The following is a 21,757-nucleotide window of genomic DNA, read 5'->3' on the forward strand; positions in this document are numbered from 1 at the left end:
GACAGGGCCTAGGTCAGCGGAAGACCTTCGGCCAGGAACTCGAAGGCGCGGTCGACCGTGGCGAGATAGTCCGCCATGGGCGCGTCCAGAGCCGCCTCGTAGGTCGCCATGACGACGCCGACGACCGCGCCGGCCCAGGCTCTGACGGCGAAGTCGTCCGTGGGCCGACCGGTGCGTTCGGCGGCCAGGCCGGCCAGGAGGTCGACGCCTTCGTACAGCTGGTCGAGCATCCGGACCCGGAGTTCGGGGGCGTTCATCACCAGCCGCTGGCGCTCGGACTCCAGTTCCCACTCGTCCTCGGACAGTTCGCCGAAGGCCTCGCGGATCGCCGCGCGCAGGGCCTCGGTCGGGGGCAGGTCGGGCGGCTGGTTGCGGAACCGGTCGATCATGACCGGGTCGAGGCGGTCGAGGACGACGGTGTCCTCCTTGGTCGCGAAGTACCGGAAGAACGTCGCCGGCGACACCTCGGCCGCGGCGGCGATCTCCTGGACGGTGGTCTCGGCGTACCCCTGATCCCGGAACAGCCGCAGCGCGTGTTCCTGGATCGCCGCCCTGGTCTTCGCCTTCTTCCGCTCCCGCAACCCGCTCATGCACCGATTGTGGCAAGGACCCGGGTACGCCGGGGCAGGAAGGCGACCGCGAGCGCGACGGACACCACCGCGAGACCCGCGCACACCCACAGCGTCACGTCCATCCCGGCGACGAACGCCGCGCGCGCCGAGCGGGTCAGCTCGGGCGAGCCGATCGCGATCGCGGCCGACGCGCTGTCGCGGGCGCCCTGCGCGGCGGCCGGCGGGAGGCCGGTGACGTCGAGCCGGTCGCGGTACGCCGCGTTCAGCACCGTGCCGAGGATCGCGACGCCGAGTGTTCCGCCGACCTGGCGCGACGCCTGGATCAGGGCGGATCCGGAGCCGCTCCGGTCGAGCGGCAGCGCCGCGAGTGCCAGCCCGTTCATCGGCGGCAACGTGAACCCGATGCTGACGCCGACCAGGCTGACCCAGATCGCGGTGAACCCGTAGCCGTCGCCGACGTCCGTGAAGGCCCCGAGCACCAGGCCGGCCAGCATCAGCGAGAACCCGATCACCACCGAGGTCCGCGCGCCGGCCGCCTCGACCAGCCGTTCGGCGGCCTTCGCGCCGATCAGCATCCCGCCGATGATCGGGAGCAACCGCAGCCCGGCCTGGAACGCGTCCGCGCCCTGCACCGCCTGGAACAGCTGCGGCAGCACGAACAGCAAGCCCACGAGGGCGAACGACGCCAGCGTCGCGAGCACCGTGCCCCAGGTGAAGCCGGGCGACCGGAACAGGGACAGGTCGACCAACGGGTCCGCCGTACGCCGGGCCCAGGCCCAGAACGCGGTCAGGAGCACCACCCCGGCCGCGATCCCGCCGAGCGCCCAGCCCGAGCCCCAGCCGTGCTCGCCCGCGGCGATGAATCCGTACGTCAGGCAGACCAGTCCCGCCGCGGTCAGCAGGATTCCGGGGACGTCGATCCGCCGAGACCGGTGGCCGGCGGTGTTCGGGATCAGCAGGGCGACCGCCACCAGTCCGACGGCGACCAGCGGCAGGTTGATGAGGAAGACCGAACCCCAGCGGTAGTGGTCCAGCAGCCAGCCGCCGAGCACCGGGCCGAGCGGGATGCCGAGCGAGTTCGCCATCAGCCAGATCGTCATCGCACGCTGCCGCTCCTCGGGCGCGAACAGCAGGTTGAGCAACGACATCGACAGCGGGATCAGGAACGCCGACCCGACCCCGAGCGCCGCGCGACCCGCGATCAGCTGACCCGGTGTCTGTGCGAACGCGCACGCCGCCGACGCCAGCCCGAACACCACCAGCGCCCCGAGCATCAGCCGCTTCGGTCCGAACCGGTCGCCGAGCAGCCCGGCCGGGAGCAGCAGCGAGGCGAGCACGAGCGTGTACGCGTTGGCGAACCACTGCAGCTGGCTCGTCGACGCCTCGAGATCGGTGGCCAGCGTCGGCAGCGCGACGTTCAGCACGGTCAGGTCCAGCCCGATCACGATCAGGCTGACCGACATCGCCCCGAGGGCCCACCACCGCCGCGGATCCGGCATGACCGTCCACCTTTCTGAGATCAGCTCTAATTTGAGAGTAGATCTCAGAATTGCGCGGTGTCCAGTGTCAGATGTCGAAGACGGCGTGTGGTGTGGCTAGCTCGACGGGACCGGGGAAGGTACGGCGGGCGTTCTCGGCCTGCGTGACGCGGTCGTACCACGGCGGGACGTGGGTGATGACGAGCTTCTTCACGCCGGCCTTCTTCGCGTGCTCACCGGCGTCGGACGGCGTCAGGTGCAGGTCGACCGGGTTGTTCGGCTCGTTGTCCGGCAGCGCGGCCTCGGACAGCAGCACGTCGGCGCCGCGGGCGAGCTCGATCAGCGCGTCGTTCGGCCCGGTGTCGCCGGTGTAGACCAGCGACTTGGTCCCGTGCTCGACCCGAATCGCGTACGCCGGCACCGGGTGCACCATCCGCGCGGTGCGGATCGTGAACGGCCCGACCTGCTGGACGTCCTGCCAGGGATGGAATTCCAGCTCCTCCTCCATCCCGGGCTCGAGCGGCAGGTCGTACGCCAGCGCCATGCGTTCCGACGTACCGGGCGGCCCGAACACGGGTATCCGCGGGATCGGCGCCCCGGGCGCGTAGCGCGCCGCGACGTACAGCCCGCACAGATCCATGCAGTGGTCAGGATGCAGGTGGGACAGGCCGATCGCCCCGATCTCCGGGACGGCGATGTGCCGCTGGAGCGAACCGAGCGCGCCACTGCCGAGGTCGAGGATCAGGTTGAACCCGTCGGCGGTGACCAGATAGCTCGAGGCGGCCGAGTCCGGCCCGGGCACAGACCCGGAGCAACCGATCACGGTGAGCTTCATACCTGGAACCCTACCGGCGAGTCTCGGCCTTCGCAGGACGACCGGAGGCGTCGATTCGGCTACTGCACAGGCATCCCGGCCGCGTCCGGTGCCTTGGACAACAGCCGGGTGCGACCCAGGTCACAGGTCAGCGGACCCAGGCGAACTGGTCCACGTTCGCCAGCGCGGGGCCGAGGAAGCGCGAGCCGATCGCCGCGAACTCCGCGGGATTGCCGGTCGTGACGAACCGGTGCTCGGGAGCAGGCAGGTGGTCGGGGCGGAGCAGGCCGGTCTTCGTCAGCACGCCGTAGACGTCCTTGGCGCATTCCTCCGCGCTGCTGACCAGCGTGACGTTGTCGCCCATCACGTACGAGATGACGCCGGTGAGCAACGGGTAGTGCGTGCAGCCGAGGATCAACGTGTCGACGCCGGCCTCGACCAGCGGGTCCAGATACTCATGGGCCGCCTCGAGCAACTCCGGCCCGGACGTCACACCGGACTCGACGAAGTCCACGAACTTGGGGCACGCATGAGTGAACAGCTCCACCTGCGGCGCGGCCGCGAACCCGTCCTCGTAGGCGAGCGACTGCGCGGTCGCCTTCGTGCAGATCACGCCGACGCGCTGGTTCCGCGTCGCGGCGACGGCCCGGCGCGCGGCCGGCAGGATCACCTCGACGACCGGTACGTCGTACCGCTCGCGGGCGTCGCGCAGCATCGCCGCACTCGCGGAATTGCACGCGATCACCAGCATCTTCACGCCGGCCTCGACGAGATGATCGAGACACTCCAGCGCGTACTCACGCACTTCGGCGATCGGCTTCGGACCGTACGGCTGGCGGGCGGTGTCGCCCAGATACAGGATCGGCTCGTGCGGCAACTGGTCGAGAACCGCGCGGGCGACGGTGAGTCCCCCGAAGCCTGAATCGAAGATCCCCACCGGTGCGTCAGCCACGGGAAAAGCCTATACGGGTCCGAGTACGGGCAGACGCGAAGTGCAGCCTTACCTAACGGTCCTGAACGACACGCCGAGGTTATCCACATCTTTACGTTATGGAATTGCCTTTTCGCGTGATGCACGCCACTCTGGACCGATGTTTGTTCGACCGCCCTTCGTGATGCCATGAACCTGACGCATCACCTCGCGGTGGTGTTGGGAACCACCGCAGCACCAACTCCACAGCCCGACCACGTGCAGGCCGCAGGGCAGGCCGCGAGTCAGGCCACGGAGTCGACCCCGGGCACAGCAGCCGATATCGCGACGGCCCTCGGGCCGACGGGATTGATGGTGCTCGTCCTCATGGCGGCGTTCGCTGCGTACGTCGTCTCGCTGTCGCTGCACCCGAATGCCAAGTGCAACCGGTGCAAGGGTGCCGGCCGGCACCGCGGCAGCATCTTCAGTTACGCCCAGCGCCCGTGCAACAGCTGCAAGGGCCGCGGCGTCCACCCCCGACTGGGCCGCAAGGTCCTCTTCAAGCAACCGTAGGCGAACATGACGTAGAACCCCTGCAGAAGGTGCCTAAGGCAACAACAGGCACCCGACGGCACGGACCGGCCCTCCGCCCGCCGGCCCGGCCACTCCCCTGATTCCTGCACGAACCCCTGCACCCCCGGACCCGGTGGTTTCAGCGCCCGGTCCGGCCGTCCAGCTGTTCCCGCAGGATGTCGGCATGCCCCGCGTGCCGGGCGGTCTCCTCGATCAGGTGCACGAGCGTCCACCGCCGCGACGGCACGCTCGACCTTCCCGGCCTGGGGCCCGGCGCCTCGAGGTCGTCCCACGTCGCGACGGCCGTGTTCGCCTCGGCGCTTGTCCCGCAGTACGCCGCGAGCACCTCCACCGCCGTCTCGTCCGCACGCGCGCGGAACGTCGCCGGCCAGCTCCGCACCGGCTGTCCGAGCAACCAGTGCCGCTCGACCGCGGTCAGGTGCTTGATCAGCCCGAGCACGTTGGTGCCCGACGGAACACCCGGCTGCCGCACAAGCTCTTCCGGCAGGCCTTCCGCCTTGGTCGCGATCGACGTCCGGAGATAGTCGAGGAAGCCCACCAGCACCTCGCGCTCACCCGGCCCGGTCGCCGGCGGGCCGGCATCAGGTCTGCGTCTGGTCATGGGCCGACCCTGCCATCGGTTCGCCGAAACAGCACGAAAGGTTGCCGAACCGGCAACACGACAAGGCCTAGGCCCAGAGCTGGCCCTCGAGCCGGTCCTCCGCCTCGTCGATCGTGCCCTCGTAGGCACCGGTCGACAGGTACTTCCAGCCGCCGTCGGGCACCACGAACGCGATGTCCGCGGTCTCCCCCGCACGCACGCACTTGGCCGCCTGGCCGAGCGCCGCGTGCAGGATCGCGCCGGTCGACACGCCGGCGAAGATGCCCTCGTTGTCGAGCAGCTCCCGCACCCGGCGGACGGCGTCGCGCGGACCGACCGAGAAGCGGGCGTCGATCAGCGTCTCGTCGTACAGCTCGGGGACGAAACCCTCGTCGAGGTTGCGCAGGCCGTAGACCAGCTCGCCGTACCGCGGCTCGGCGGCGACGATCTTCACCGCGGGCTTGTGCTCGCGGAAGAACCGGCCGGCGCCCATCAGCGTCCCGGTCGTGCCGAGGCCGGCCACGAAGTGCGTGACCGAGGGGAGGTCGTCGAGGATCTCCCGCGCGGTGCCGTCGTAGTGCGCGAGCGCGTTCGACGGGTTGCCGTACTGGTACAGCATCACCCAGTCGGGGTGCTCCTCCGCGACCTGCTTCGCGACCCGGACCGCCTCGTTGGAGCCGCCCGCGGCCGGGGAGGAGATGATCTCGACACCCCACATCCGCAGGATCTGGCGGCGCTCCTCGGAGGTGTTCTCCGGCAGCACGCAGACCATCCGGTAGCCGCGCAGCTTGGCCGCCATCGCCAGCGAGATGCCGGTGTTGCCGGACGTCGGCTCGAGGATCGTGGTGCCCGGGCGCAGCCGGCCGTCCTTCTCGGCGTCCAGCAGCATCCGCAACGCGGCCCGGTCCTTGATCGACCCGGTCGGGTTGCGGTCCTCGAGCTTCGCCCAGAGCCGCACATCGGCCGACGGCGACAACCGCGGCAGCCCGACCAGCGGGGTGCCGCCGACCGAGTCGAGCAGGCTGTCGAAACGCATCAGGCTCAGCCGCCGGCGACGGCCGGCAGCACGACGACGACGTCGCCGTCCTTGACCTCGGTCTTCAGGCCGCCGGTGAACCGGACGTCCTCGTCGTTCACGTACACGTTCACGAACCGGCGCAGTTCCTCCGGCTCGCCCTCCACGATGCGCTCCTTGAGACCCGCGTGGGTCCCGTTCACGTTGTCGATGAACTCGGCCAGGGTCGCGCCGTCGCCGGTGACCGCCTTCGCCCCACCCGTGTAGGTGCGCAGGATCGTCGGCACGCGCAGCTCGATCGCCATATCAGTCTTCTCCTTCAGGGCTTTCTCCATAGGAACCAACCACGCGTACTTCTTCTTCCGTGACCTCGCCGTCGACGATCCGGTACGACCGGAACTCGACCGGCCCGTCGTAGGCCGCGGAGTCGGCGCCGTCCCGCGTCGAGACCAGCACGTAGTGGGCGCCCGGCTCCTGGGCCAGGTTGATGTCGGTCCGCGACGGGTACGCCTCGGTCGCGGTGTGCGAGTGGTAGATCACCACCGGCTCCTCGTCCCGCTCGTCGAACTCCTTGTAGAGCCGGAGCAGGTCGCCGGAGTCGAACTCGTAGAACGTCGGCGACATCGCGGCGTTCAGCATCGGGATGAACCGGGTGGCCCGGTCACTGCCCTCCGCGCCCGCGACCACACCGCACGCCTCGTCAGGATGATCCCGCCGCGCGTGCGCCACGATCGCGTCGTACGTCGCCTTCTCGATGACCAGCACGCCTCCACGGTAGTTGGCCGAATCGCCGCACCCGCCCGACCGCGTTCTGTGTCCAGATACTGGATGGTTTCGGAGAGTAGTCAGCTGGTGATACTAGGTAGGCATGAGGGGATTGCGGAGGTACTGGGGATATCTGCTGTTCTTCGCGCTGATCACCACAGCCTGGACCTGGAAGCTCGGTCCGGCCGTGCTGGTCGTCGGCTGGACGCTGGTCACGGCGTACTTCTTGTTCCAGGCGCCGGTGTTCTGCGGCGCCGATACCCGGACCGGCCAGCTGTGCCGGAACAACGCCGGCGGAATTCTGATGGGGTGCAGCTACCGCCAGCACAAGTGGCAGAAGCTGAAGCTGGCGTTCGTTCCGCGGCGGTGGCGGGAGTTGAACAAGGGGTTGTGGGTCAGCGGCAGCAAGATCCTGGCGACTCTCGGAGCGCTAGTTGCCATCGTCTCGGGGATCGTGAGCACGACTCTGGCGATCGTGAACGCCTGACCTACCAGCGGTCGTGGATCTGGGGGCGGATGAGGGTGTCGTAGGTCTCCTGGACTGCGGTGAGCTGGTCCTCGGTGAGTGGCGGGAGGGTGGCGGCGGAGATGTTGCCGGCGACCTGGGCGGGGTTGCGGGCGCCGGGGATGACGACCGAGACGCCGGGCTGGTCGAGGATCCAGCGGAGGGCGAACTGGGCCATGGTGGCGCCGGCGGGCAGCCAGGGCATCAGGCGGCGGACGGCTTCCAGGCCGGTGCCGAAGTCGACGCCGGAGAACGTCTCGCCGACGTCGAACGCCTCGCCGTAGCGGTTGTAGGTGCGGTGGTCGTCGGCTCCGAAGACCGTGCTCTCGTCGTACTTGCCCGAGAGCAGGCCGCTGGCGAGCGGGACGCGGGCGATGATGCCGACACCCGCCTCCCGCGCCGCGGGCAGCACCTCGTCGAGCGGCTTGAGGCGGAACGCGTTCAGGATGATCTGCACCGACGCCACGTTCGGCCGCGCGATCGCGGTCAGCGCCTCCGCGCAGGTCTCGACGCTGACGCCGTACGCCGCGATGCGGCCCTCGTCGACGAGCGTGTCGAGCGCGTCGAAGACCGCGTCGTCGGAGTACACCGGCGTCGGCGGGCAGTGCAGCTGGACCAGGTCGATGGTGTCGACGCCGAGGTTCTGCCGGGAGCGGTCGTTCCAGGCGCGGAAGTTCTCCAGCGTGTAGTGCTCCGGCACCTGCTCGACGCGCCGGCCCATCTTGGTCGCCACCGTCAGCCCGTCGCGCGACGTCAGCACCTGGCCGACAAGCCGCTCGCTACGCCCGTCGCCGTACACGTCCGCGGTGTCGATGAACGTCACGCCACCGTCGACCGCGGCCTGCAGCACCGCGAGCGCGTCGCCCTCGTCCACCGCGCCCCAGTCCGCCCCGAGCTGCCAAGCCCCGAGCCCGACCACGCCAACATCCCGCCCGGTCCGCCCGAGCCGCCGCGTCTCCATGACGTCAACCCTACGGGCGCATGTTGTGGAGGAGGGCGGACTGGAGGTAGCCGAGCCAGTCGTAGAGGTCGTAGGTGAGGCGGCGCGGGTCGTCGTCGGCGAGCTTCTCCCAGGTGGAGTAGTCGTCCTCGTCCTTGATGTCGAGGCGGGTGCCGATCGCGAGGCGGAGATCGTTCAGCGCCCGCAGCCAGGAGAGCTGTTCGTCCGGCTCGAGCGCGATCTCGTCGGCGCCGGACTGCTCGAGGGCGGACAGCACCCGCTTGGCGTCGGTGACCTTGCCCTCGCGCAACCCGCGCTCGGTGAACCGCCGGAACTCGGCGGCCGCCATGTCGTCCTGCTTGTACGCGTCCGGGAGCAGCCGCTGCAGGACGACGTCCTCGGGCGGCGACGTCGGGCCGTCGGAGTCCAGCAGCGCCGCCAGCGGGTCGCTGGACTCGGTGGCGCGCGGCGGCAGCCCGTCGTACAGCAGCTCGACCAGGTTGCGGAGCAGGTTCGCCAGGATGTCCGCCTCGTGCTCGGCGAAACTGACGACGACGGTCTTGCGGCGCTTGCGGAACCGTGTCACGACTTCTCGCAAGTGGCCCACAGGCCGTAGGTGTGCATCGCTTCCACGTCGCGTTCCATCGCTTCCCGGTTACCGTTCGAGACCGCCGACTTGCCTTCCTGATGCACCTGCAGCATCAGCTTCTCCGCCTTGGACTTGGAGTAGCCGAAATAGCTCTGGAAGACGAACGTGACGTAGTCCATCAGGTTGACCGGGTCGTTCCAGACGACGGTCACCCAAGGTGGGCTCAGCTCGATCGCCTCATCGACCTCGGGGCTCTCGAGTTCGCTCGGTGCGGTGGTCACCTGTCCATTCTCTCCATCATCGGTTCCGCTCTCGCAATAGGCTGCACCTGTGACCCACGCAGCCGACCATTCAACAGCACTCCTGACCGACCACTACGAGCTGACCATGCTGCAGGCCGCGCTGGCCGACGGTACGGCACAGCGCCGCTCGGTGTTCGAGCTGTTCGCGCGCCGGCTGCCGGACGGCCGCCGGTACGGCGTGGTCGCGGGCGTCAACCGCCTGCTGGACGCGCTCGAGCGGTTCCGGTTCGACGAGCAGACGATCGCCTTCCTGGCCGATCGCGGCGTCGTCGACCAGGCTACCCGGGACTGGCTGGCGGAGTACCGGTTCACCGGCGACATCTCCGGCTACGCCGACGGGGAGATCTTCTTCCCGGGGTCGCCGGTGCTGGTGGTGGAGTCGTCGTTCGCCGAGGCGGTGCTGCTGGAAACCGTTTTCTTGTCGATCCTGAACCACGACTCCGCGGTCGCCTCGGCGGCATCCCGGATGACCTGGTGGGCCGGTGGGCGGCCCTGTATCGAGATGGGCTCGCGGCGTACCCACGAAGGCGCCGCGGTCGGTGCGGCGCTGGCGGCGTACATCGCGGGGTTCGGCGCGACCTCGAACCTGGAGGCGGCCCGCCGGTACGGCATCCCGAGCACCGGGACCGCGGCGCATGCGTTCACGCTGCTGCACGACCGCGAGGAGGACGCGTTCCGGTCGCAGGTGAACGCGCTCGGCAAGGGGACGACGCTGCTCGTCGACACGTTCGACGTCGCCGCGGCGGTGCGTACCGCGATCGAGCTGACCGGTCCCGAGCTGGGCGCGGTCCGGCTCGACTCGGGCGACCTGCCGTCGCTGGCCGGTCAGGTCCGTGAGCAGCTGGACTCCCTGGGCGCGACGAAGACCCGGATCATCGTGACCAGCGACCTGGACGAGTACCAGATCGCCGCGCTCGCGCCGGCGCCGGTCGACGGGTACGGCGTGGGTACGTCGCTGGTCACCGGCTCCGGCTACCCGACCTGCGGGTTCGTGTACAAGCTGGTCGCGCGCGAGGACGCGAGCGGTGACCTGGTGCCGGTGGCGAAGAAGAGCCCGGACAAGATCTCGATCGGCGGCCGGAAGTGGGCCCTGCGGCGGCGTTCGGCCGCCGGTGTCGCGGAGGTCGAGCTGATCGGCGTCGGTGAGCAGCCGACCGACGACGGCGACGACCGCGAGCTGCTGAAGCCGCTCGTGGAGTCGGGCAAGATCGTCGGTCGGACCAGCCCGCAGGAGTCGCAGGCCCACCACCAGAAGGTCCGCGACGAGCTCCCCCGCTCCGCCAGCCAGCTCAGCCGCGGCGAGCCGGCGATCCCGACCGACTACATCGGCGACTTCAACTCCCGCAACCCGTTCCTCCCGCGGAGTCACACGTGACCGCCACCGACGGCGGATGGTCGCCGGAGGCGCCGGCCGACGAGGCGGACGTGCTGGTCGCGTTGCGGTTCGCGGACCGGGCGGCGCGGAAGGCGGTGGCCGACGAGCTGGCCGGGACCGTGCTGCACACGGGTCAGGAGCTCGTGCTCGCCAAGCTGCTGCACCACGGGTCGCTGCCGGTGGCGCGGCTCGCGAAGGTGCTCGACGTCGAGGTGCCGACGGCCACCAAGACCACGCAGCGGATGGAGGCCGCCGGGCTCGTACGGCGGGTGAAGAGCACGACCGACGCGCGACAGGTCGGCATCGAGCTGACCGAGCACGGCGTCGAGCTCGCCCACACGGTCCAGGAGATCTACGACCGCGCCGGCCGCCGCGCCCTCGCCCAGCTCACGCCCGAGGACCGCCGCGTCCTCCGCAACCTGCTGTGGACCATCACCGGCACCCTCGAGGACCTCACCCAGCTTTAGCCGGGCAGGAACGTGTCGAGGTAGGGGTTGCGGAACTTGCCGGCTGGGTCGTACTTGCCTGCCAGGGCGATGAAGTCCGGGACGCGGGGGTAGCGCTCGGCGAGGGTGGCGGCGTCGGCGGCGAAGACCTTGCCCCAGTGCGGGCGGGCGTCCAGCGGCGCGAGCCGTTCCTCCAGCTCCGCGACCACCGGGCGTACGGCGGTCTCGTCCTGGATCCAGGTGAAGTGCAGGGCGACGGTGTCGCGGCCCTGGCTCGGGCTCAGCCATAGGTCGTCGGCGGCGATCGTGCGGACCTCCGACACCTGGATCACCGGCGCGAACCGGTTGCCCAGGGCCCGCAGTACGTCGAACGCCTCGGCGGCCCGTGCGCGCGGGACGAAGTACTCCGACTGGAGCTCGTCGCCGTTGCTCGGCGTGAACTCGAGCCGGAAGTGCGGCAGCCGCTCGTTCCACGGGCCCGGTACGCCGCCCTGCTGGGTCGCGTAGTCGGCCGGCATCACCTTGATCGGGTGCCGCGGCCCGTCGGCGAGCGTGGCGCCCAGCCACTGCGCCTCCGGCGCGGTCAGTTCGCGGCGCTTGCGCCAGACCATGACGTCCGGGTCCACCCAGTCGGTGAACGCGCTCACGCTGTACGCGCTGCCCATCACCGCGTCCAGGTCCGATCCGAGCCGCTCCACCGGCAGCCCGTCGTACACCACCTGGCTGATCTCGTACGACGGTTGCACGTCGAGGGTCAGGCTCACAGTCACCCCGAGCGCGCCGAGCGAGACGACCGAACCGGCGAAGTCCGGGTCGTCGCGGGTCAGCGTCACGAGTTCGCCGCGCGCGTCGACGAACGTGATCGCGCTGACCGCGTCCGCGAGCGGGCCGTTGGTGTCGCCGGAGCCGTGCGTACCGGTCGAGCACGCACCCGCGACCGAGATGTGCGGCAGCGACCCGAGGTTGTGCAGCGCGAGCCCCTGCGCCTGCAGCGCGGCCGTGATCTCGCCGTACCGGAGGCCGGCCGAGACCGTCGCGCCACGCTCGCCGACCTCGACGACCTGCGGCAGGTCCTGCACGCTGACCAGCACACCGGTGCTGTCGGCGATCCGGTTGAACGAGTGCCCGGTGCCGAGCACCCGGACCTTCTCGGCCGCCGCGACCAGCTCCTGCAGCTCCTCGACGGTCCGAGGCCGCTGCAGCTCACTCGCAAAGCTGACGTTGCCTGCCCAGTTCGTCACCTGGCTCACGTCCGACCGCCTCTCTCGACCACCCGACCCGTCCGCCCGAGCCTCGCACACCAGCTTCCGCCGCGCCTCGGTCCGTCCACACCGCGAACGACCGCGCGAGCTGTCCCGGCGGCGCCCCGCCCTGCCTCCCCCAGCTCGGCGACGGAGCGTGCTTTGATGACGCCCGATGGTCATCTGCTTCGGGATCGCCGCCTTCTGGTTCCTCGTCTTCGGCGTCAGCTTCCTGCGCGACCGGCGTCTGTTCAAGAACGGGATCTTCCTGGTTCTCGCGCTGATGTTCGCCGGCCTCGGGCTGATCTTCGCGGTCGAGAGCGTGAACGAGACCGCCGGGCGCTGGCTGGCGGTCGCGGTGCTGGCCGCGATCCCGCTGTCGATCGCGGTGCTCGCCGTGTTCCTGGTGATCAACGGCGTCACGATGCTGCGCCGGGAGCGCCGCCGGCTGTCCAACCTGCTGTCGCTGCTCGTCGGGCTCGGGATCATCGGTTTCGTGGTGTTCAGCGTGCTGGTGGAGAAGATCGGCTGGGAGCCGCTGGCCGCCGTACGGTCGGTGCTGCTCGGCGTGCTGACCTACATCTCGTTCCTGTTCCTGTGCTTCCTGGTGTACGCGTTCGTCTACAGCCGGATCCGCTCGTCCCGGAAGGTCGACTTCGTCGTCGTGCTCGGCTCGGGCCTGATCGGGTCCCGGGTGCCGCCGTTGCTGGCCAGCCGCCTCGACCGGGCGAAGCAGGTGTACGAGCGCGCCGTCCGCAGGGGCCGTTCGCCGCTGCTCGTCACGTCCGGCGGCCAGGGGCCGAACGAGGACCTGCCCGAGTCGCACGCGATGGCGGCGTACCTGATCGAGCGCGGCGTCCCGGACGAGCAGATCCTGCGCGAGGACAAGTCGACGACCACCTGGGAGAACCTGACGTTCAGCCGTGACCTGATGGCCGGGCTACGACCGCAGTACCGCTGCTTGATCGTCACGAACAACTTCCACGCGTTCCGCGCCGCGCTGACCGCCCGCAGGGCGAAGCTGAACGGCCAGGTGATCGGCTCCCCGACGGCGGCCTACTATTGGCCGACGGCAACGATCCGCGAGTTCGTCGCGATCCTGGTCAGCCATCCGTACCTCAACGGCGGCATCTGCCTGCTGATCGCGCTCAGCGCGATCCTCCCGCACCTCTAGGCCGCACGAGCCCGGACTCGTACGCGGCGATCACCAGCTGGGCCCGGTCGCGGGCGTGGAGTTTGGCGAGCAGGTGCCCGATGTGGGTCTTCACGGTGCCGCGGCCGACGTGGAGGTGGTCGCAGATCTCGTCGTTCGACAGCCCGCGGGCGATCAGCGACAGCACCTCGCGCTCGCGATCGGTCACGCCGTCGAGGCCGGTCAGCGGCGCCTGCCCGGGCTCGGCCAGCCGGGCGAACTCCGCGATCAGCCGTCGCGTGATCGACGGCGCCAGCAGCCCGTCGCCCGCCGCGACGACAGTGATTGCCTGCAGCAACTCCACGGGCGGGACGTCCTTCAGCAGGAAGCCGCTCGCCCCGGCCCGCAGTCCGGCGTACACGGCGTCGTCCAGGTCGAACATCGTCAGGATCAGCACCTTGGTCCCGGCCGTCTCCGGTGCAGAACAGATCTGCCGGGTCGCCTGGATCCCGTCCAGCTTCGGCATCCGGACATCCATCAGGACGACGTCCGGCCGCTCGCGGCGCGCGAGCTCGACGGCCTCGGCTCCGTCGGCCGCTTCGCCGATCGTCGTCAGGCCGGGTGTGGTGTCGATCAGCACCCGGAAGCTGCCGCGCAGCAGCGCCTGGTCGTCCGCGACCAGCACCCGGATCTCACTCATGCGGCAGCCGGACGACGACCTCGAACCCGCCGGTGGTGCGCGGCCCGGCCCGGTAGGAACCGCCGTACACGCCGGTCCGTTCGCGGATCCCGATCAGACCGTGTCCTTCCACCACTGCCCCACCGACGCCGTCGTCGGTCACCTCGAGCTGTACGGCGTTGGGGCTGCCGGTGATCGTGATGCTGCAGCGGCGCGCGTCGGCGTGCTTCGTGACGTTCGTCAGGCACTCCTGGACGATCCGGTGGACGGTGAGCGCGACGGCGTCCGGGAGCGGCTCGGGTACGTCGACCTTCAGCTCTACCTCCACACCGGTCGACTCGACCCGCGCGACCAGCTCCGGCAGCGCGGCGAGACCCGCCGGCGGTGCGAGGTCCGCTGGTTCGCCGGGCGCCCGCAGCAGGCCGAGCATGTGCCGGAGCTCGACCAGAGCGTCGCGGCTCGTGGACTCGATCACCGACAACGCGTCGGACACCTCTTCGGGACGGACCTGCAGGACATGGTTCGCGACACCGGCCTTGACCGCGATCAATCCCATGCTGTGGGCAACGATGTCGTGCAGCTCACGGGCGATCCGCAGCCGCTCCGCGGCGACCGCCTGCTCGGCCAGCACCTGCGCCGCGCGGGCCGCGGCAGCCCGCCGGTCGCGGACGACCTGCCCCAGGATCCAGGCGCCGTACAAGGCGGCGATCCCGGTGAGCACGAGCGCCGCGCGGGACTGACCGGCCGGCGCGCCGGCCACCACGGCGAGGACGAGCACGACGAAACCCACTCCGCCGGCCAGACCGATCAAGCGCCGGCTGGACAGCGGGCGGCTCGACGAGCGGGTCAGCGCGACGACGTACAGCACATAGGCGGCGGCGAGCAGCGGATCGCGCAATGCGTCCACGAAGTACGCGATCACCGACATGACGGCGACCGCGGCGAGCGCCGGCAGCGGCCAGATCCTGCGGACCGCGATCGGCAGCGCAAGCCCGATCGCCACGAGCCCCGGGCCGGTGGCGGACGTGAGCAGGACGAGGGCGGCGTACCCGACGGCGACCAGGCAGTCCGCGGCGATCAGTTGCCGCCGGCTCAGTCCGTACTCCACACGCCGAACCTAGCCGAGCCGCTGGACCACCACCTCGGACCGTGGGCCGTCGGCCTCCGGTCCGATGTGCGGGCGGCGCATCCGCGAAACCGTGGGCGGCATGCTGAAACTACTCTCCCTCGCGGCGAGCGGCGTGCTGACGGCCAACGTCCTCACCCCGCCCGCCCCGACTCTCGACTGGAGCGAATGCCCCGGTGGACCAGGAACCGTCGGCATCGAGTGCGCCGGTCTGCAGGTGCCGGTCGACTGGAACCGCCCGGCCGGCCGGAAGATCACGTTGATGGTCGGCCGGCTGCCTTCGATTGGCCCGAAACAGGGATCCGTGCAGGTCAACCTGGGCGGGCCGATGGGGATGAACATCGACCTGCTGCGCTCGTACGGCGGCGCGGACGCCTTCGCCGGTCTGCGCCGGACGATGGACATCATCACCTGGGATCTCCGGGGCGGCCCCAACCTTGCCGGGATGAGCACCAATCTGCCGTGCGAGTGGACCGGCGTACGGCAGCCGCGGGTGCCGCGCGACCAGGCCGCGTTCGACGCGCTGGCAACGGCCAACCGGGCGGTCGCGGAGAAGTGCCAGGCCAAGGATCCGGAGCTGTTCGCGGCGATGGACTCGGGGAGCCACGCCCGCGACCTCGACGCGATCCGGCGGTCGCTCGGCGAGTCGACGGTCAACTTCTACGGCGCGTCGTACGGCGGCTTCATCGGCCAGTCGTACGCCCGGCTCTTCCCGCAGCACGTGCGATCGATGGTGCTGGACGGCACCTGGAACCACAGCACCGACAACTGGGACCGCGAACTCACCCAGCTCGCCCGCGACGTGCAGACGTTCATGACCCGCTTCTTCGACTGGTGCGGTTGCGCGGCATCGTGGCGACAGGTGGTGGCCCAGGCGCAACGCCACCCGCTGCCGGCCGGGAGCACGACGTACGACGGCAACGAGATCCGGTGGACCGGGCTGCGGCTCGCGCGGCTCGGCGAGGCGTCGTACCCGAAACTCCTGGCCGCGCTGAAGAAAGCCGCGGCGACCGGTGACGCGTCCGGCTTCGTGCCGGAACCGCCGAACGCGCCGTTCCCGTCCGCGCCGTCTCCGGGCGTCGTCGAGTGCACGGACTGGCCGCATCCGACCAGCCAACGACAACTGCAGCAGCAGGTCCGGAGGATGGAAGCCGCCGCGCCGTACACCGGGGCCGCGGGAACCATCCAGCTCGCGATGCTGTCCTGCATCGGGTGGCCGGTGCCGGTCCGCAACCCACCCGCCGCGCTGCCCGACGGCCCGCCGCCGCTACTGATGGCGGGCAACTGGAGCGAGTACGACACCGCGTCCCGGGTCGTCGACCAGGTTCCGGGCAGCGGCTCGATCTACCACGACGGTCCGGGGCACACGCTCTACCAGTCCAACGAATGCGCCCGCGCCAAGATCGACGACTACCTCGCGAACCTCGTCGTACCGCGTCGAGGAACCAGGTGCTGATCAGCGAACCTTCACGCTGACCGTCGAGCTCTTCTGGACGTTGCGGCCGTCGCTGACCTCGACGCGGTACGACAACGTCTGACGGCTCGTCAGGCCGGAGTCAGTGACCGAGGTGACGGTCGGCTTCGTCCAGGAGTTCGACGTCCGCGACCAGCTGCCGATCCGCGTGCTGCCGCGGTACACCGAGTAGGTGAGCGTGAGGTTGTCGCGGTCCAGCACGGTCTCGAAGGCGATCGTCACCTTGTTCGCCCGCGCGCTGGCAACCTTCGGCGCCGCCGGCCTGGCCGGAGCCGCGCCGCCCGGGGTGTTGGTGAACCGGGTCAGCCCTTCCTGCGGTGTGCCGTTGACCTCGACGAAGTCACCGCCCGCCCACAGGTCGTTGCCGCCGGACGCGAACGACAACGGGCCGACGAGCGTCTCGCCGCCGGCCGTGGCGTTCGGGAACCAGGGGCCGAGCTGGCCGGTGATCGCGCTGTAGACCAGCAGGTGGTGCATCCCGGTCTTGTCCGGGAACCCGCCGTCCGCGCTGCAGTCGTGCGCGTGCGACCCCTTGTAGAGCCAGTTGCCGATCGCCTTGATCGCCTCGGTCGCGCCCAGGCAGTGGCTCTGCCAGATCAGCTTGCCGGTCTTGGCGTCCGCGGCGAGCACGCCGTCGTAGCAGCCGATACCTGATCCCGCGTTGGCCGCGAACACCTTGTTGCCCTGGACTTCGATGTCCTTCACGCGACTGTCGCAGTCCGGCGTCAGCGGCGGGATCGCCTCGGCGGCCGGCATGTCGTACGCCGCGCCGGTGGCCGGGCTGAGCATCGCCAGCGAGTGCGAGGACCGCCCGCCGATCTCGACGAAGCCGCCGCCGACGAAGACCCGCGTCCCGTCGGTGGACAGCTCGATCGCATGTACGTCGTCGTCCGCGTCCGGGTCCCAGGGCTGCAAGGCGCCGGTGCTCAGGCTGACCGCCGCGATGCGGTGCCGGGTGACCTTGTCCACACTGCCGAACGAACCGCCCAGGTAGACGGTGCTGCCGGTGACCTTCAGCGCCGCGACCCGGTAGTTGACCGCCGGGTCCCAGCCGGCGACCAGCTTGCCGGTGCCGACATCGAACATCGCCACCCGGGACCGTGCGACCCCATCGACGACGGTGAAATCACCGCCGATCACGACCCGCTTGCCGTCCGGGGAGGTCGCGACGCTCCACACCGGCCCGTTGACCGTCGGCGCGAACCGCGTCGGCGCGCCGGTGGTCCGGTCGAAGACCGCGAAGTACTTCCGCGCCGCGTCGCCCACGCCGCGTGCCTTCCCCGGCGGCCGGACGCGGGTGAACAGCCCGCCCGTGAACACCAGGTTCCCGGCGACGGCGACCGCGTTCACGCTCGCGTTCGTCTGCCAGGACGACTGCTGCACCGACGACAACGCCGACCCGAACCCCGGCGGCGCACTGGCGGCGCTGCGGGTTGCGGCCTGCACTGACGGGCCTGACGGAACGAGCGCCGCGGCAACGACCGCCGCCGCCGTGACGGCACCCAGGACAGCCTTCTTCATGAGCGAACCCCCAAGGGCCCGCTCCGGCGGAAGATGCCGACCCCATGCCTCGATGACAATGCGCGATCACACGATAACTCCCGGCACATGTCGCCACACAACCGGTTCCGCCCATCAGACCCACACCTCAGACCAATGACGCCCGACAATCTAATGACTTGACCTGCTCTGTATCGTTAGAAATCTAGTGAGCGCTCGGGGAGATATTTCGTTCCCCTAACGATCATGACAGCAAACAATCATTAGGAGGCTGGCGATGGGTGCCAGGTTTGCCCAGTTGGCGTTCACCGACGCGGTGCAGGCGCAGCAGCGGCTGCACGGCAGCGATCGCGCCTACCGCCGGATGCTGGAGGGCTCGGCGAGCGGTGACGTTCTCGGTCCCGACGAAGCGGCGTTCGTCGGCGAACGGGACAGCTTCTACATCGCCAGCGTCGGCGAGACCGGCTGGCCCTACATCCAGCATCGCGGCGGCCCGCGCGGCTTCCTGCGCGTCCTGGACGAACGCACGCTGGGGTTCGCGGATCTTCGCGGGAACCGGCAGTACATCACCCGGGGAAACCTGGACCACTCCGATCGCGTCGCGCTGTTCCTGATGGACTACGCCCTGCAGGCACGCCTGAAGCTCCTGGGTCATGCCCGGGTCACCGAGGATCCGGATATCCTGCGCGAGCTGGTCGTCCCGGACTACCCGGGGAAGGTGGAAGGGGCCGTTCTCATCGAGATCGAGGGATGGGACTGGAACTGCCGGCAGCACATCCCGCAGCTGTTCGGCCGCGACGTCGTGGAGCAGGCCATCGGCTCGCTGCGGGACCGGATCACCGCGCTCGAGCAGGAGAACGCCCGGTTGCGGTCCGACCTGCGTCACGACAAGAGCCGGTGAACGCCATGTCCGTGCCCCTGCTCGGCGAACCGCTGCCGATCGAGCTGGCCAACACCGCCTACGCCGTCCGGGGCGAACCGCGCGACGGCCTGGAGAACGCCGAACTGTTCACCGAATGGCTGGCGGCCATCGAGGACCGGCTGCCGTGGCGGCTCTCGGCCGAGGAACTCGCCGCGATCGGCGACTTCGAGCTGACGGCAGCCCGTGAACTTCGCGAGGCCGTCCGCGACATCGCCCGGGCGATCGCCGGACGCGACGCCGCTCAGGTGGAGGCCGGAAGCATGGCGGACGCTGCTCCGTCAGTCGGGGCGGTCGAGACGCTCAACCGCCACGCGCGCTGGGCGCCGTACTGGCAGGAGCTGCGGTGGCAGGGCGAGCCGGCCGCACAGGTGCGTAGCGCGGCGCCGCCAGTCACGGCGGCCCTGTCCTTCATCGCCCAGGAAGCGATCGACCTGTTCGTACATCGGCACGCGGACCTGCGCACCTGTCAGGGACCGGGCTGCGTGCTGTTGTACCTCCAGGATCGTCCGCAACGAAGGTGGTGCTCGGCCGCCTGCGGCAACCGTGCCCGCGCCGCCCGGCACTACGCCCGCCACCGCTGAGTCCGATCCGCTAACCCCGCTCCCGCCGGCAGCCGAGACGTCGTCGACGTCTCGGCGATCAAGCCTGCCCTCATCCCATCCGTCCCGGCCACAGCCGTGCCCCCGGAAAGCGTGAAGACACAGATGACCCAGCTGAAGCGATCATGAGAACGGCCTTCGCCGCCCTCGCGGCCATGACAGTCTCCTTCGGATTGAACTTCTCCGCGGGTGTGTTCTTCGCCCCCGCCGCCGCTGACTACGGACTCAACACCTCGGCCCTGACGACGGCTGCCGCGCTGAGCACACTGCTCACCGGCGTCGCGCAGCCGTTCGTTGGCCGCCTGCTGGATCGCGTAGGCGCCAAGCGAATCCTCGTGCTCGGGCTGATCTTCAGCTCGGCCGGCTACTTGGTGCTCGCCGTGGTCACGCAGACGTGGCAGTTCATCGCGACGTACACGATCCTCGGCGGCCTCGGCTTCGCGAGTTCCTCCAGCCTGACCGTCAGCACCTTGATCGGCCGGGCGTACGGCGCCGACGCCGGGCCGGCGCTCGCTCGCGCCGCCATCGGGATCAACCTGGGCCAGCTCCTCATGCCCTGGGCAGCGACGTCGCTGTTCGGCCCGATCGGCGTCCGCGGAACCTATGCCGTACTGGGAGGTGTCGGCCTGGCCGTGACGGCAGTCCTCGTCTGCGTCCTGCCCAATGATCCGGCAACGACCCTGTCCGGCGACCAAACGCGCGAGAGCCTGCGCGGCCGTGGTCGTGTACTGGCTTCGTTCGGTCTGCACGCCGCGACGATGTACGTCGTCGTGCTCATGCTGCCCAAGCACGCCGCCGAGCTCGGCTGGTCAGTCGCCGGCGCGGGCCGCCTGGTCGCCGTCGCCGCGCTGTCGGCCGGCATCACGTCGGCCGTCGTCGCGAGCCTGTTGCGCCAGGGCCGGCGCCCCGAGGACCTCTTGCGCCTACTCCACCTGCTGCGAGCACTGTCGCTCGGTCTGCTCACCGTGGCGCAGGCCCCGGCCGGACTCGTCGCCGCCGCGGTGATCTTCGGAATGTCGTCGTTCCCGATCATTCCGCTCACCATGGCCGTGCTGTCCCGAGGGCTCGACCCGCACCGGATGGGCCGGACATTGGCCCCCGCCTGGGTCACCCATCAGGCCGCGGCCGCGAGCGGGCTCACCATGGCGGTCGTCATCGACCGTTTCACCGGCAGCTATCGCGCCTTCTTCGCCCTCGGCCTCGGCCTCGCCGCGGCCTGTCTCGCCTTGCTCCGCCCCCATCACGAAGTACTCGTCAAGAATCAGGAGAGCACCCATGAACGCAGTGCGGTACGGCACCGTTGACATCGACGGCCAGCCGATCTTCTACCGGGAGGCCGGCGACCCGGCCAACCCCACCGTCGTGCTCCTACACGGCTTCCCCACGAGTTCTGCCATGTTCCGCAACCTGCTCCGCGACCTCGCCGACTCGTACCACCTCATCGCACCCGACCACCTGGGCTTCGGCCAGTCCGGCATGCCGTCGGTGGACGAATTCGCCTACTCCTTCGACGCCCTCACCGAGCTCACCCTGGGCCTGCTCGACAAGCTGGACGTGCAGCAGTTCGCGCTCTACATCCAGGACTACGGCGCACCGATCGGACTCCGCATCGCCAGCCGCCACCCCGAGCGCGTGACCGCCCTGATCACACAGAGCGGCAACGCCTACCTCGAAGGGTTCACCCCCTTCTGGGAACCGCTGTTCAACCACGCGAAGGACCGGGCCACCTACGAACCCGACGTCCGTTCACTGCTGACGGCGGAAGCGACGCGCTGGCAGTACACCCACGGCGTACCGGCACAGTTCCTGGAGCGGATCAGCCCCGACACCTGGACCCTGGATCAGTCCTACCTCGACCGGCCCGGCAACCAGGAGATCCAGCTGCAACTGTTCCACGACTACCAGCACAACCTCGACGCGTATCCCGCCTTCCAGCAGTACTTCCGCCGCCACCAGCCGCCGACACTGGTTGCCTGGGGCAAGCATGACGAGATCTTCGGCGCCGACGGAGCCACCGCCTTCGCCCGCGACCTGCCCGACGCCGAGATCCACCTCCTGGACGCCGGCCACTTCGCCCTGGAAACCCACGGCGACGAGATCGCCGCGCTGATCCGCGACTTCCTCCAGCGGGTGCTGCCCTGAGCGCGACCTGACGACCACAGCTTGCCTCTGATTTGTTAGTCGGCTAAGTTTTCTTCT

General features: G+C 69.9%; 25 protein-coding genes. 10 read left to right on the top strand and 15 right to left on the bottom strand.

Going from position 1 to position 21,757, the window contains the following annotated elements:
- Positions 1-8: 8 nt before the first annotated feature.
- The 4 genes from ACWEOO_RS03790 to murI form a co-directional block, all read right to left on the bottom strand.
- Positions 9-590 (bottom strand): acyl-CoA-like ligand-binding transcription factor, encoded by a 582-nt coding sequence (locus tag ACWEOO_RS03790; RefSeq protein ID WP_363711514.1) that lies wholly within the window; start codon positions 588-590, stop codon positions 9-11.
- Positions 587-2,071, bottom strand: coding sequence for a DHA2 family efflux MFS transporter permease subunit (locus ACWEOO_RS03795; protein ID WP_452141647.1), 1,485 nt, complete (start codon positions 2,069-2,071; stop codon positions 587-589). Before ACWEOO_RS03795 ends, ACWEOO_RS03790 begins: the two co-directional genes overlap by 4 nt.
- Positions 2,072-2,138: 67 nt before the next feature.
- Positions 2,139-2,885, bottom strand: coding sequence for an MBL fold metallo-hydrolase (locus ACWEOO_RS03800; RefSeq protein ID WP_452141648.1), 747 nt, complete (start codon positions 2,883-2,885; stop codon positions 2,139-2,141).
- 127 nt (positions 2,886-3,012) lie between these two features.
- Positions 3,013-3,816 (bottom strand): glutamate racemase, encoded by an 804-nt coding sequence (gene murI, locus ACWEOO_RS03805; RefSeq protein WP_452141649.1) that lies wholly within the window; start codon positions 3,814-3,816, stop codon positions 3,013-3,015.
- 168 nt (positions 3,817-3,984) lie between these two features.
- Here murI and ACWEOO_RS03810 point away from each other — a divergent pair, with 168 nt between their 5' ends.
- Positions 3,985-4,347 carry a hypothetical protein gene (locus ACWEOO_RS03810; protein ID WP_359936422.1) on the top strand — a complete coding sequence of 121 codons (363 nt, stop codon included), beginning with the start codon at positions 3,985-3,987 and terminating at the stop codon, positions 4,345-4,347.
- 139 nt (positions 4,348-4,486) lie between these two features.
- On the opposite strand, the gene ACWEOO_RS03815 is transcribed toward ACWEOO_RS03810, so the two are convergent.
- The 4 genes from ACWEOO_RS03815 to ACWEOO_RS03830 all read right to left on the bottom strand — a co-directional run bounded on the left by ACWEOO_RS03815 (position 4,487) and on the right by ACWEOO_RS03830 (position 6,728).
- Positions 4,487-4,969: a DinB family protein gene (locus tag ACWEOO_RS03815; protein ID WP_452141650.1), complete on the bottom strand. Its 483-nt coding sequence runs from the start codon at positions 4,967-4,969 to the stop codon at positions 4,487-4,489.
- A gap of 67 nt (positions 4,970-5,036) precedes the next feature.
- A complete protein-coding gene (locus ACWEOO_RS03820) occupies positions 5,037-5,984 on the bottom strand; it encodes a PLP-dependent cysteine synthase family protein (RefSeq protein ID WP_452141651.1) in 948 nt (315 codons plus the stop codon).
- A gap of 5 nt (positions 5,985-5,989) precedes the next feature.
- Positions 5,990-6,268 (bottom strand): MoaD/ThiS family protein, encoded by a 279-nt coding sequence (locus ACWEOO_RS03825; RefSeq protein WP_359936426.1) that lies wholly within the window; start codon positions 6,266-6,268, stop codon positions 5,990-5,992.
- Position 6,269: 1 nt separating this feature from the next.
- Positions 6,270-6,728: a Mov34/MPN/PAD-1 family protein gene (locus ACWEOO_RS03830; protein ID WP_452141652.1), complete on the bottom strand. Its 459-nt coding sequence runs from the start codon at positions 6,726-6,728 to the stop codon at positions 6,270-6,272.
- Between the two features lie 103 nt (positions 6,729-6,831).
- On the opposite strand from ACWEOO_RS03830, the gene ACWEOO_RS03835 reads away from it, so the two are divergent.
- On the top strand, positions 6,832-7,215 hold the full coding sequence (locus ACWEOO_RS03835; protein WP_452141653.1) for a hypothetical protein: 384 nt from the start codon (positions 6,832-6,834) through the stop codon (positions 7,213-7,215).
- A gap of 1 nt (position 7,216) precedes the next feature.
- Here ACWEOO_RS03835 and ACWEOO_RS03840 read toward each other — a convergent pair whose 3' ends face one another.
- From ACWEOO_RS03840 to clpS, 3 genes are read right to left on the bottom strand one after another with little or no spacing between them, the layout of a single operon-like run.
- A complete protein-coding gene (locus ACWEOO_RS03840) occupies positions 7,217-8,194 on the bottom strand; it encodes an aldo/keto reductase (RefSeq protein WP_452141654.1) in 978 nt (325 codons plus the stop codon).
- Between the two features lie 10 nt (positions 8,195-8,204).
- Positions 8,205-8,759, bottom strand: a complete 555-nt coding sequence (locus tag ACWEOO_RS03845) for a DUF2017 domain-containing protein (RefSeq protein WP_363711499.1) — start codon at positions 8,757-8,759, stop codon at positions 8,205-8,207.
- On the bottom strand, positions 8,756-9,043 hold the full coding sequence (clpS, locus tag ACWEOO_RS03850; protein WP_359936438.1) for an ATP-dependent Clp protease adapter ClpS: 288 nt from the start codon (positions 9,041-9,043) through the stop codon (positions 8,756-8,758). Before clpS ends, ACWEOO_RS03845 begins: the two co-directional genes overlap by 4 nt.
- A 106-nt stretch (positions 9,044-9,149) precedes the next feature.
- Here clpS and ACWEOO_RS03855 point away from each other — a divergent pair, with 106 nt between their 5' ends.
- Together ACWEOO_RS03855 and ACWEOO_RS03860 are read left to right on the top strand one after the other, a co-directional pair.
- Entirely contained in the window at positions 9,150-10,439 is a 1,290-nt protein-coding gene (locus ACWEOO_RS03855; protein ID WP_452141709.1) for a nicotinate phosphoribosyltransferase, read from the top strand.
- Positions 10,436-10,906, top strand: coding sequence for a MarR family winged helix-turn-helix transcriptional regulator (locus ACWEOO_RS03860; protein WP_359936444.1), 471 nt, complete (start codon positions 10,436-10,438; stop codon positions 10,904-10,906). The genes ACWEOO_RS03855 and ACWEOO_RS03860 overlap by 4 nt, the downstream gene beginning before the upstream one ends.
- Here the strand turns inward: ACWEOO_RS03860 and ACWEOO_RS03865 are convergent.
- Positions 10,903-12,126 (bottom strand): FAD-binding protein, encoded by a 1,224-nt coding sequence (locus tag ACWEOO_RS03865; RefSeq protein ID WP_452141655.1) that lies wholly within the window; start codon positions 12,124-12,126, stop codon positions 10,903-10,905. The genes ACWEOO_RS03860 and ACWEOO_RS03865 overlap by 4 nt on opposite strands.
- A gap of 175 nt (positions 12,127-12,301) precedes the next feature.
- Here ACWEOO_RS03865 and ACWEOO_RS03870 point away from each other — a divergent pair, with 175 nt between their 5' ends.
- The gene (locus tag ACWEOO_RS03870) at positions 12,302-13,300 is read left to right on the top strand and encodes a YdcF family protein (RefSeq protein WP_452141656.1); all 999 of its coding nucleotides are present in this window, start codon (positions 12,302-12,304) and stop codon (positions 13,298-13,300) included.
- Here the strand turns inward: ACWEOO_RS03870 and ACWEOO_RS03875 are convergent.
- Positions 13,275-13,958, bottom strand: a complete 684-nt coding sequence (locus tag ACWEOO_RS03875; protein ID WP_452141657.1) for a response regulator — start codon at positions 13,956-13,958, stop codon at positions 13,275-13,277. The genes ACWEOO_RS03870 and ACWEOO_RS03875 overlap by 26 nt on opposite strands.
- Entirely contained in the window at positions 13,951-15,045 is a 1,095-nt protein-coding gene (locus ACWEOO_RS03880) for a sensor histidine kinase (RefSeq protein WP_452141658.1), read from the bottom strand. Before ACWEOO_RS03880 ends, ACWEOO_RS03875 begins: the two co-directional genes overlap by 8 nt.
- Positions 15,046-15,145: 100 nt before the next feature.
- Here ACWEOO_RS03880 and ACWEOO_RS03885 point away from each other — a divergent pair, with 100 nt between their 5' ends.
- The gene (locus ACWEOO_RS03885) at positions 15,146-16,519 is read left to right on the top strand and encodes an alpha/beta fold hydrolase (RefSeq protein WP_452141659.1); all 1,374 of its coding nucleotides are present in this window, start codon (positions 15,146-15,148) and stop codon (positions 16,517-16,519) included.
- Here the strand turns inward: ACWEOO_RS03885 and ACWEOO_RS03890 are convergent, their stop codons facing one another.
- Complete coding sequence (locus ACWEOO_RS03890) at positions 16,520-18,058, bottom strand: fibronectin type III domain-containing protein (protein WP_452141660.1); 1,539 nt, start codon at positions 18,056-18,058, stop codon at positions 16,520-16,522.
- A gap of 256 nt (positions 18,059-18,314) precedes the next feature.
- On the opposite strand from ACWEOO_RS03890, the gene ACWEOO_RS03895 reads away from it, so the two are divergent.
- The 4 genes from ACWEOO_RS03895 to ACWEOO_RS03910 all read left to right on the top strand — a co-directional run bounded on the left by ACWEOO_RS03895 (position 18,315) and on the right by ACWEOO_RS03910 (position 21,700).
- Positions 18,315-18,938, top strand: a complete 624-nt coding sequence (locus ACWEOO_RS03895) for a pyridoxamine 5'-phosphate oxidase family protein (RefSeq protein ID WP_452141661.1) — start codon at positions 18,315-18,317, stop codon at positions 18,936-18,938.
- 5 nt (positions 18,939-18,943) lie between these two features.
- Positions 18,944-19,540 carry a CGNR zinc finger domain-containing protein gene (locus tag ACWEOO_RS03900; protein WP_452141662.1) on the top strand — a complete coding sequence of 199 codons (597 nt, stop codon included), beginning with the start codon at positions 18,944-18,946 and terminating at the stop codon, positions 19,538-19,540.
- 143 nt (positions 19,541-19,683) lie between these two features.
- Positions 19,684-20,862 (top strand): MFS transporter, encoded by a 1,179-nt coding sequence (locus ACWEOO_RS03905; RefSeq protein WP_452141663.1) that lies wholly within the window; start codon positions 19,684-19,686, stop codon positions 20,860-20,862.
- Entirely contained in the window at positions 20,834-21,700 is an 867-nt protein-coding gene (locus ACWEOO_RS03910) for an alpha/beta fold hydrolase (protein ID WP_452141664.1), read from the top strand. Before ACWEOO_RS03905 ends, ACWEOO_RS03910 begins: the two co-directional genes overlap by 29 nt.
- Positions 21,701-21,757: the final 57 nt, after the last annotated feature.

This window comes from Kribbella sp. NPDC004138 (assembly GCF_053603655.1).

What these genes read in the sequence shown, in the direction of transcription:
- ACWEOO_RS03790 (WP_363711514.1), bottom strand. Translation starts at nt 590, where the DNA reads ATGAGCGGGTTGCGGGAGCGGAAGAAGGCGAAGACCAGGGCGGCGATC.
- ACWEOO_RS03795 (WP_452141647.1), bottom strand. Translation starts at nt 2,071, where the DNA reads ATGCCGGATCCGCGGCGGTGGTGGGCCCTCGGGGCGATGTCGGTCAGC.
- ACWEOO_RS03800 (WP_452141648.1), bottom strand. Translation starts at nt 2,885, where the DNA reads ATGAAGCTCACCGTGATCGGTTGCTCCGGGTCTGTGCCCGGGCCGGAC.
- ACWEOO_RS03810 (WP_359936422.1), top strand. Translation starts at nt 3,985, where the DNA reads ATGAACCTGACGCATCACCTCGCGGTGGTGTTGGGAACCACCGCAGCA.
- ACWEOO_RS03815 (WP_452141650.1), bottom strand. Translation starts at nt 4,969, where the DNA reads ATGACCAGACGCAGACCTGATGCCGGCCCGCCGGCGACCGGGCCGGGT.
- ACWEOO_RS03820 (WP_452141651.1), bottom strand. Translation starts at nt 5,984, where the DNA reads ATGCGTTTCGACAGCCTGCTCGACTCGGTCGGCGGCACCCCGCTGGTC.
- ACWEOO_RS03825 (WP_359936426.1), bottom strand. Translation starts at nt 6,268, where the DNA reads ATGGCGATCGAGCTGCGCGTGCCGACGATCCTGCGCACCTACACGGGT.
- ACWEOO_RS03835 (WP_452141653.1), top strand. Translation starts at nt 6,832, where the DNA reads ATGAGGGGATTGCGGAGGTACTGGGGATATCTGCTGTTCTTCGCGCTG.
- ACWEOO_RS03840 (WP_452141654.1), bottom strand. Translation starts at nt 8,194, where the DNA reads ATGGAGACGCGGCGGCTCGGGCGGACCGGGCGGGATGTTGGCGTGGTC.
- ACWEOO_RS03855 (WP_452141709.1), top strand. Translation starts at nt 9,150, where the DNA reads ATGCTGCAGGCCGCGCTGGCCGACGGTACGGCACAGCGCCGCTCGGTG.
- ACWEOO_RS03870 (WP_452141656.1), top strand. Translation starts at nt 12,302, where the DNA reads ATGGTCATCTGCTTCGGGATCGCCGCCTTCTGGTTCCTCGTCTTCGGC.
- ACWEOO_RS03875 (WP_452141657.1), bottom strand. Translation starts at nt 13,958, where the DNA reads ATGAGTGAGATCCGGGTGCTGGTCGCGGACGACCAGGCGCTGCTGCGC.
- ACWEOO_RS03885 (WP_452141659.1), top strand. Translation starts at nt 15,146, where the DNA reads ATGCTGAAACTACTCTCCCTCGCGGCGAGCGGCGTGCTGACGGCCAAC.
- ACWEOO_RS03890 (WP_452141660.1), bottom strand. Translation starts at nt 18,058, where the DNA reads ATGAAGAAGGCTGTCCTGGGTGCCGTCACGGCGGCGGCGGTCGTTGCC.
- ACWEOO_RS03895 (WP_452141661.1), top strand. Translation starts at nt 18,315, where the DNA reads ATGGGTGCCAGGTTTGCCCAGTTGGCGTTCACCGACGCGGTGCAGGCG.
- ACWEOO_RS03900 (WP_452141662.1), top strand. Translation starts at nt 18,944, where the DNA reads ATGTCCGTGCCCCTGCTCGGCGAACCGCTGCCGATCGAGCTGGCCAAC.
- ACWEOO_RS03905 (WP_452141663.1), top strand. Translation starts at nt 19,684, where the DNA reads ATGAGAACGGCCTTCGCCGCCCTCGCGGCCATGACAGTCTCCTTCGGA.
- ACWEOO_RS03910 (WP_452141664.1), top strand. Translation starts at nt 20,834, where the DNA reads ATGAACGCAGTGCGGTACGGCACCGTTGACATCGACGGCCAGCCGATC.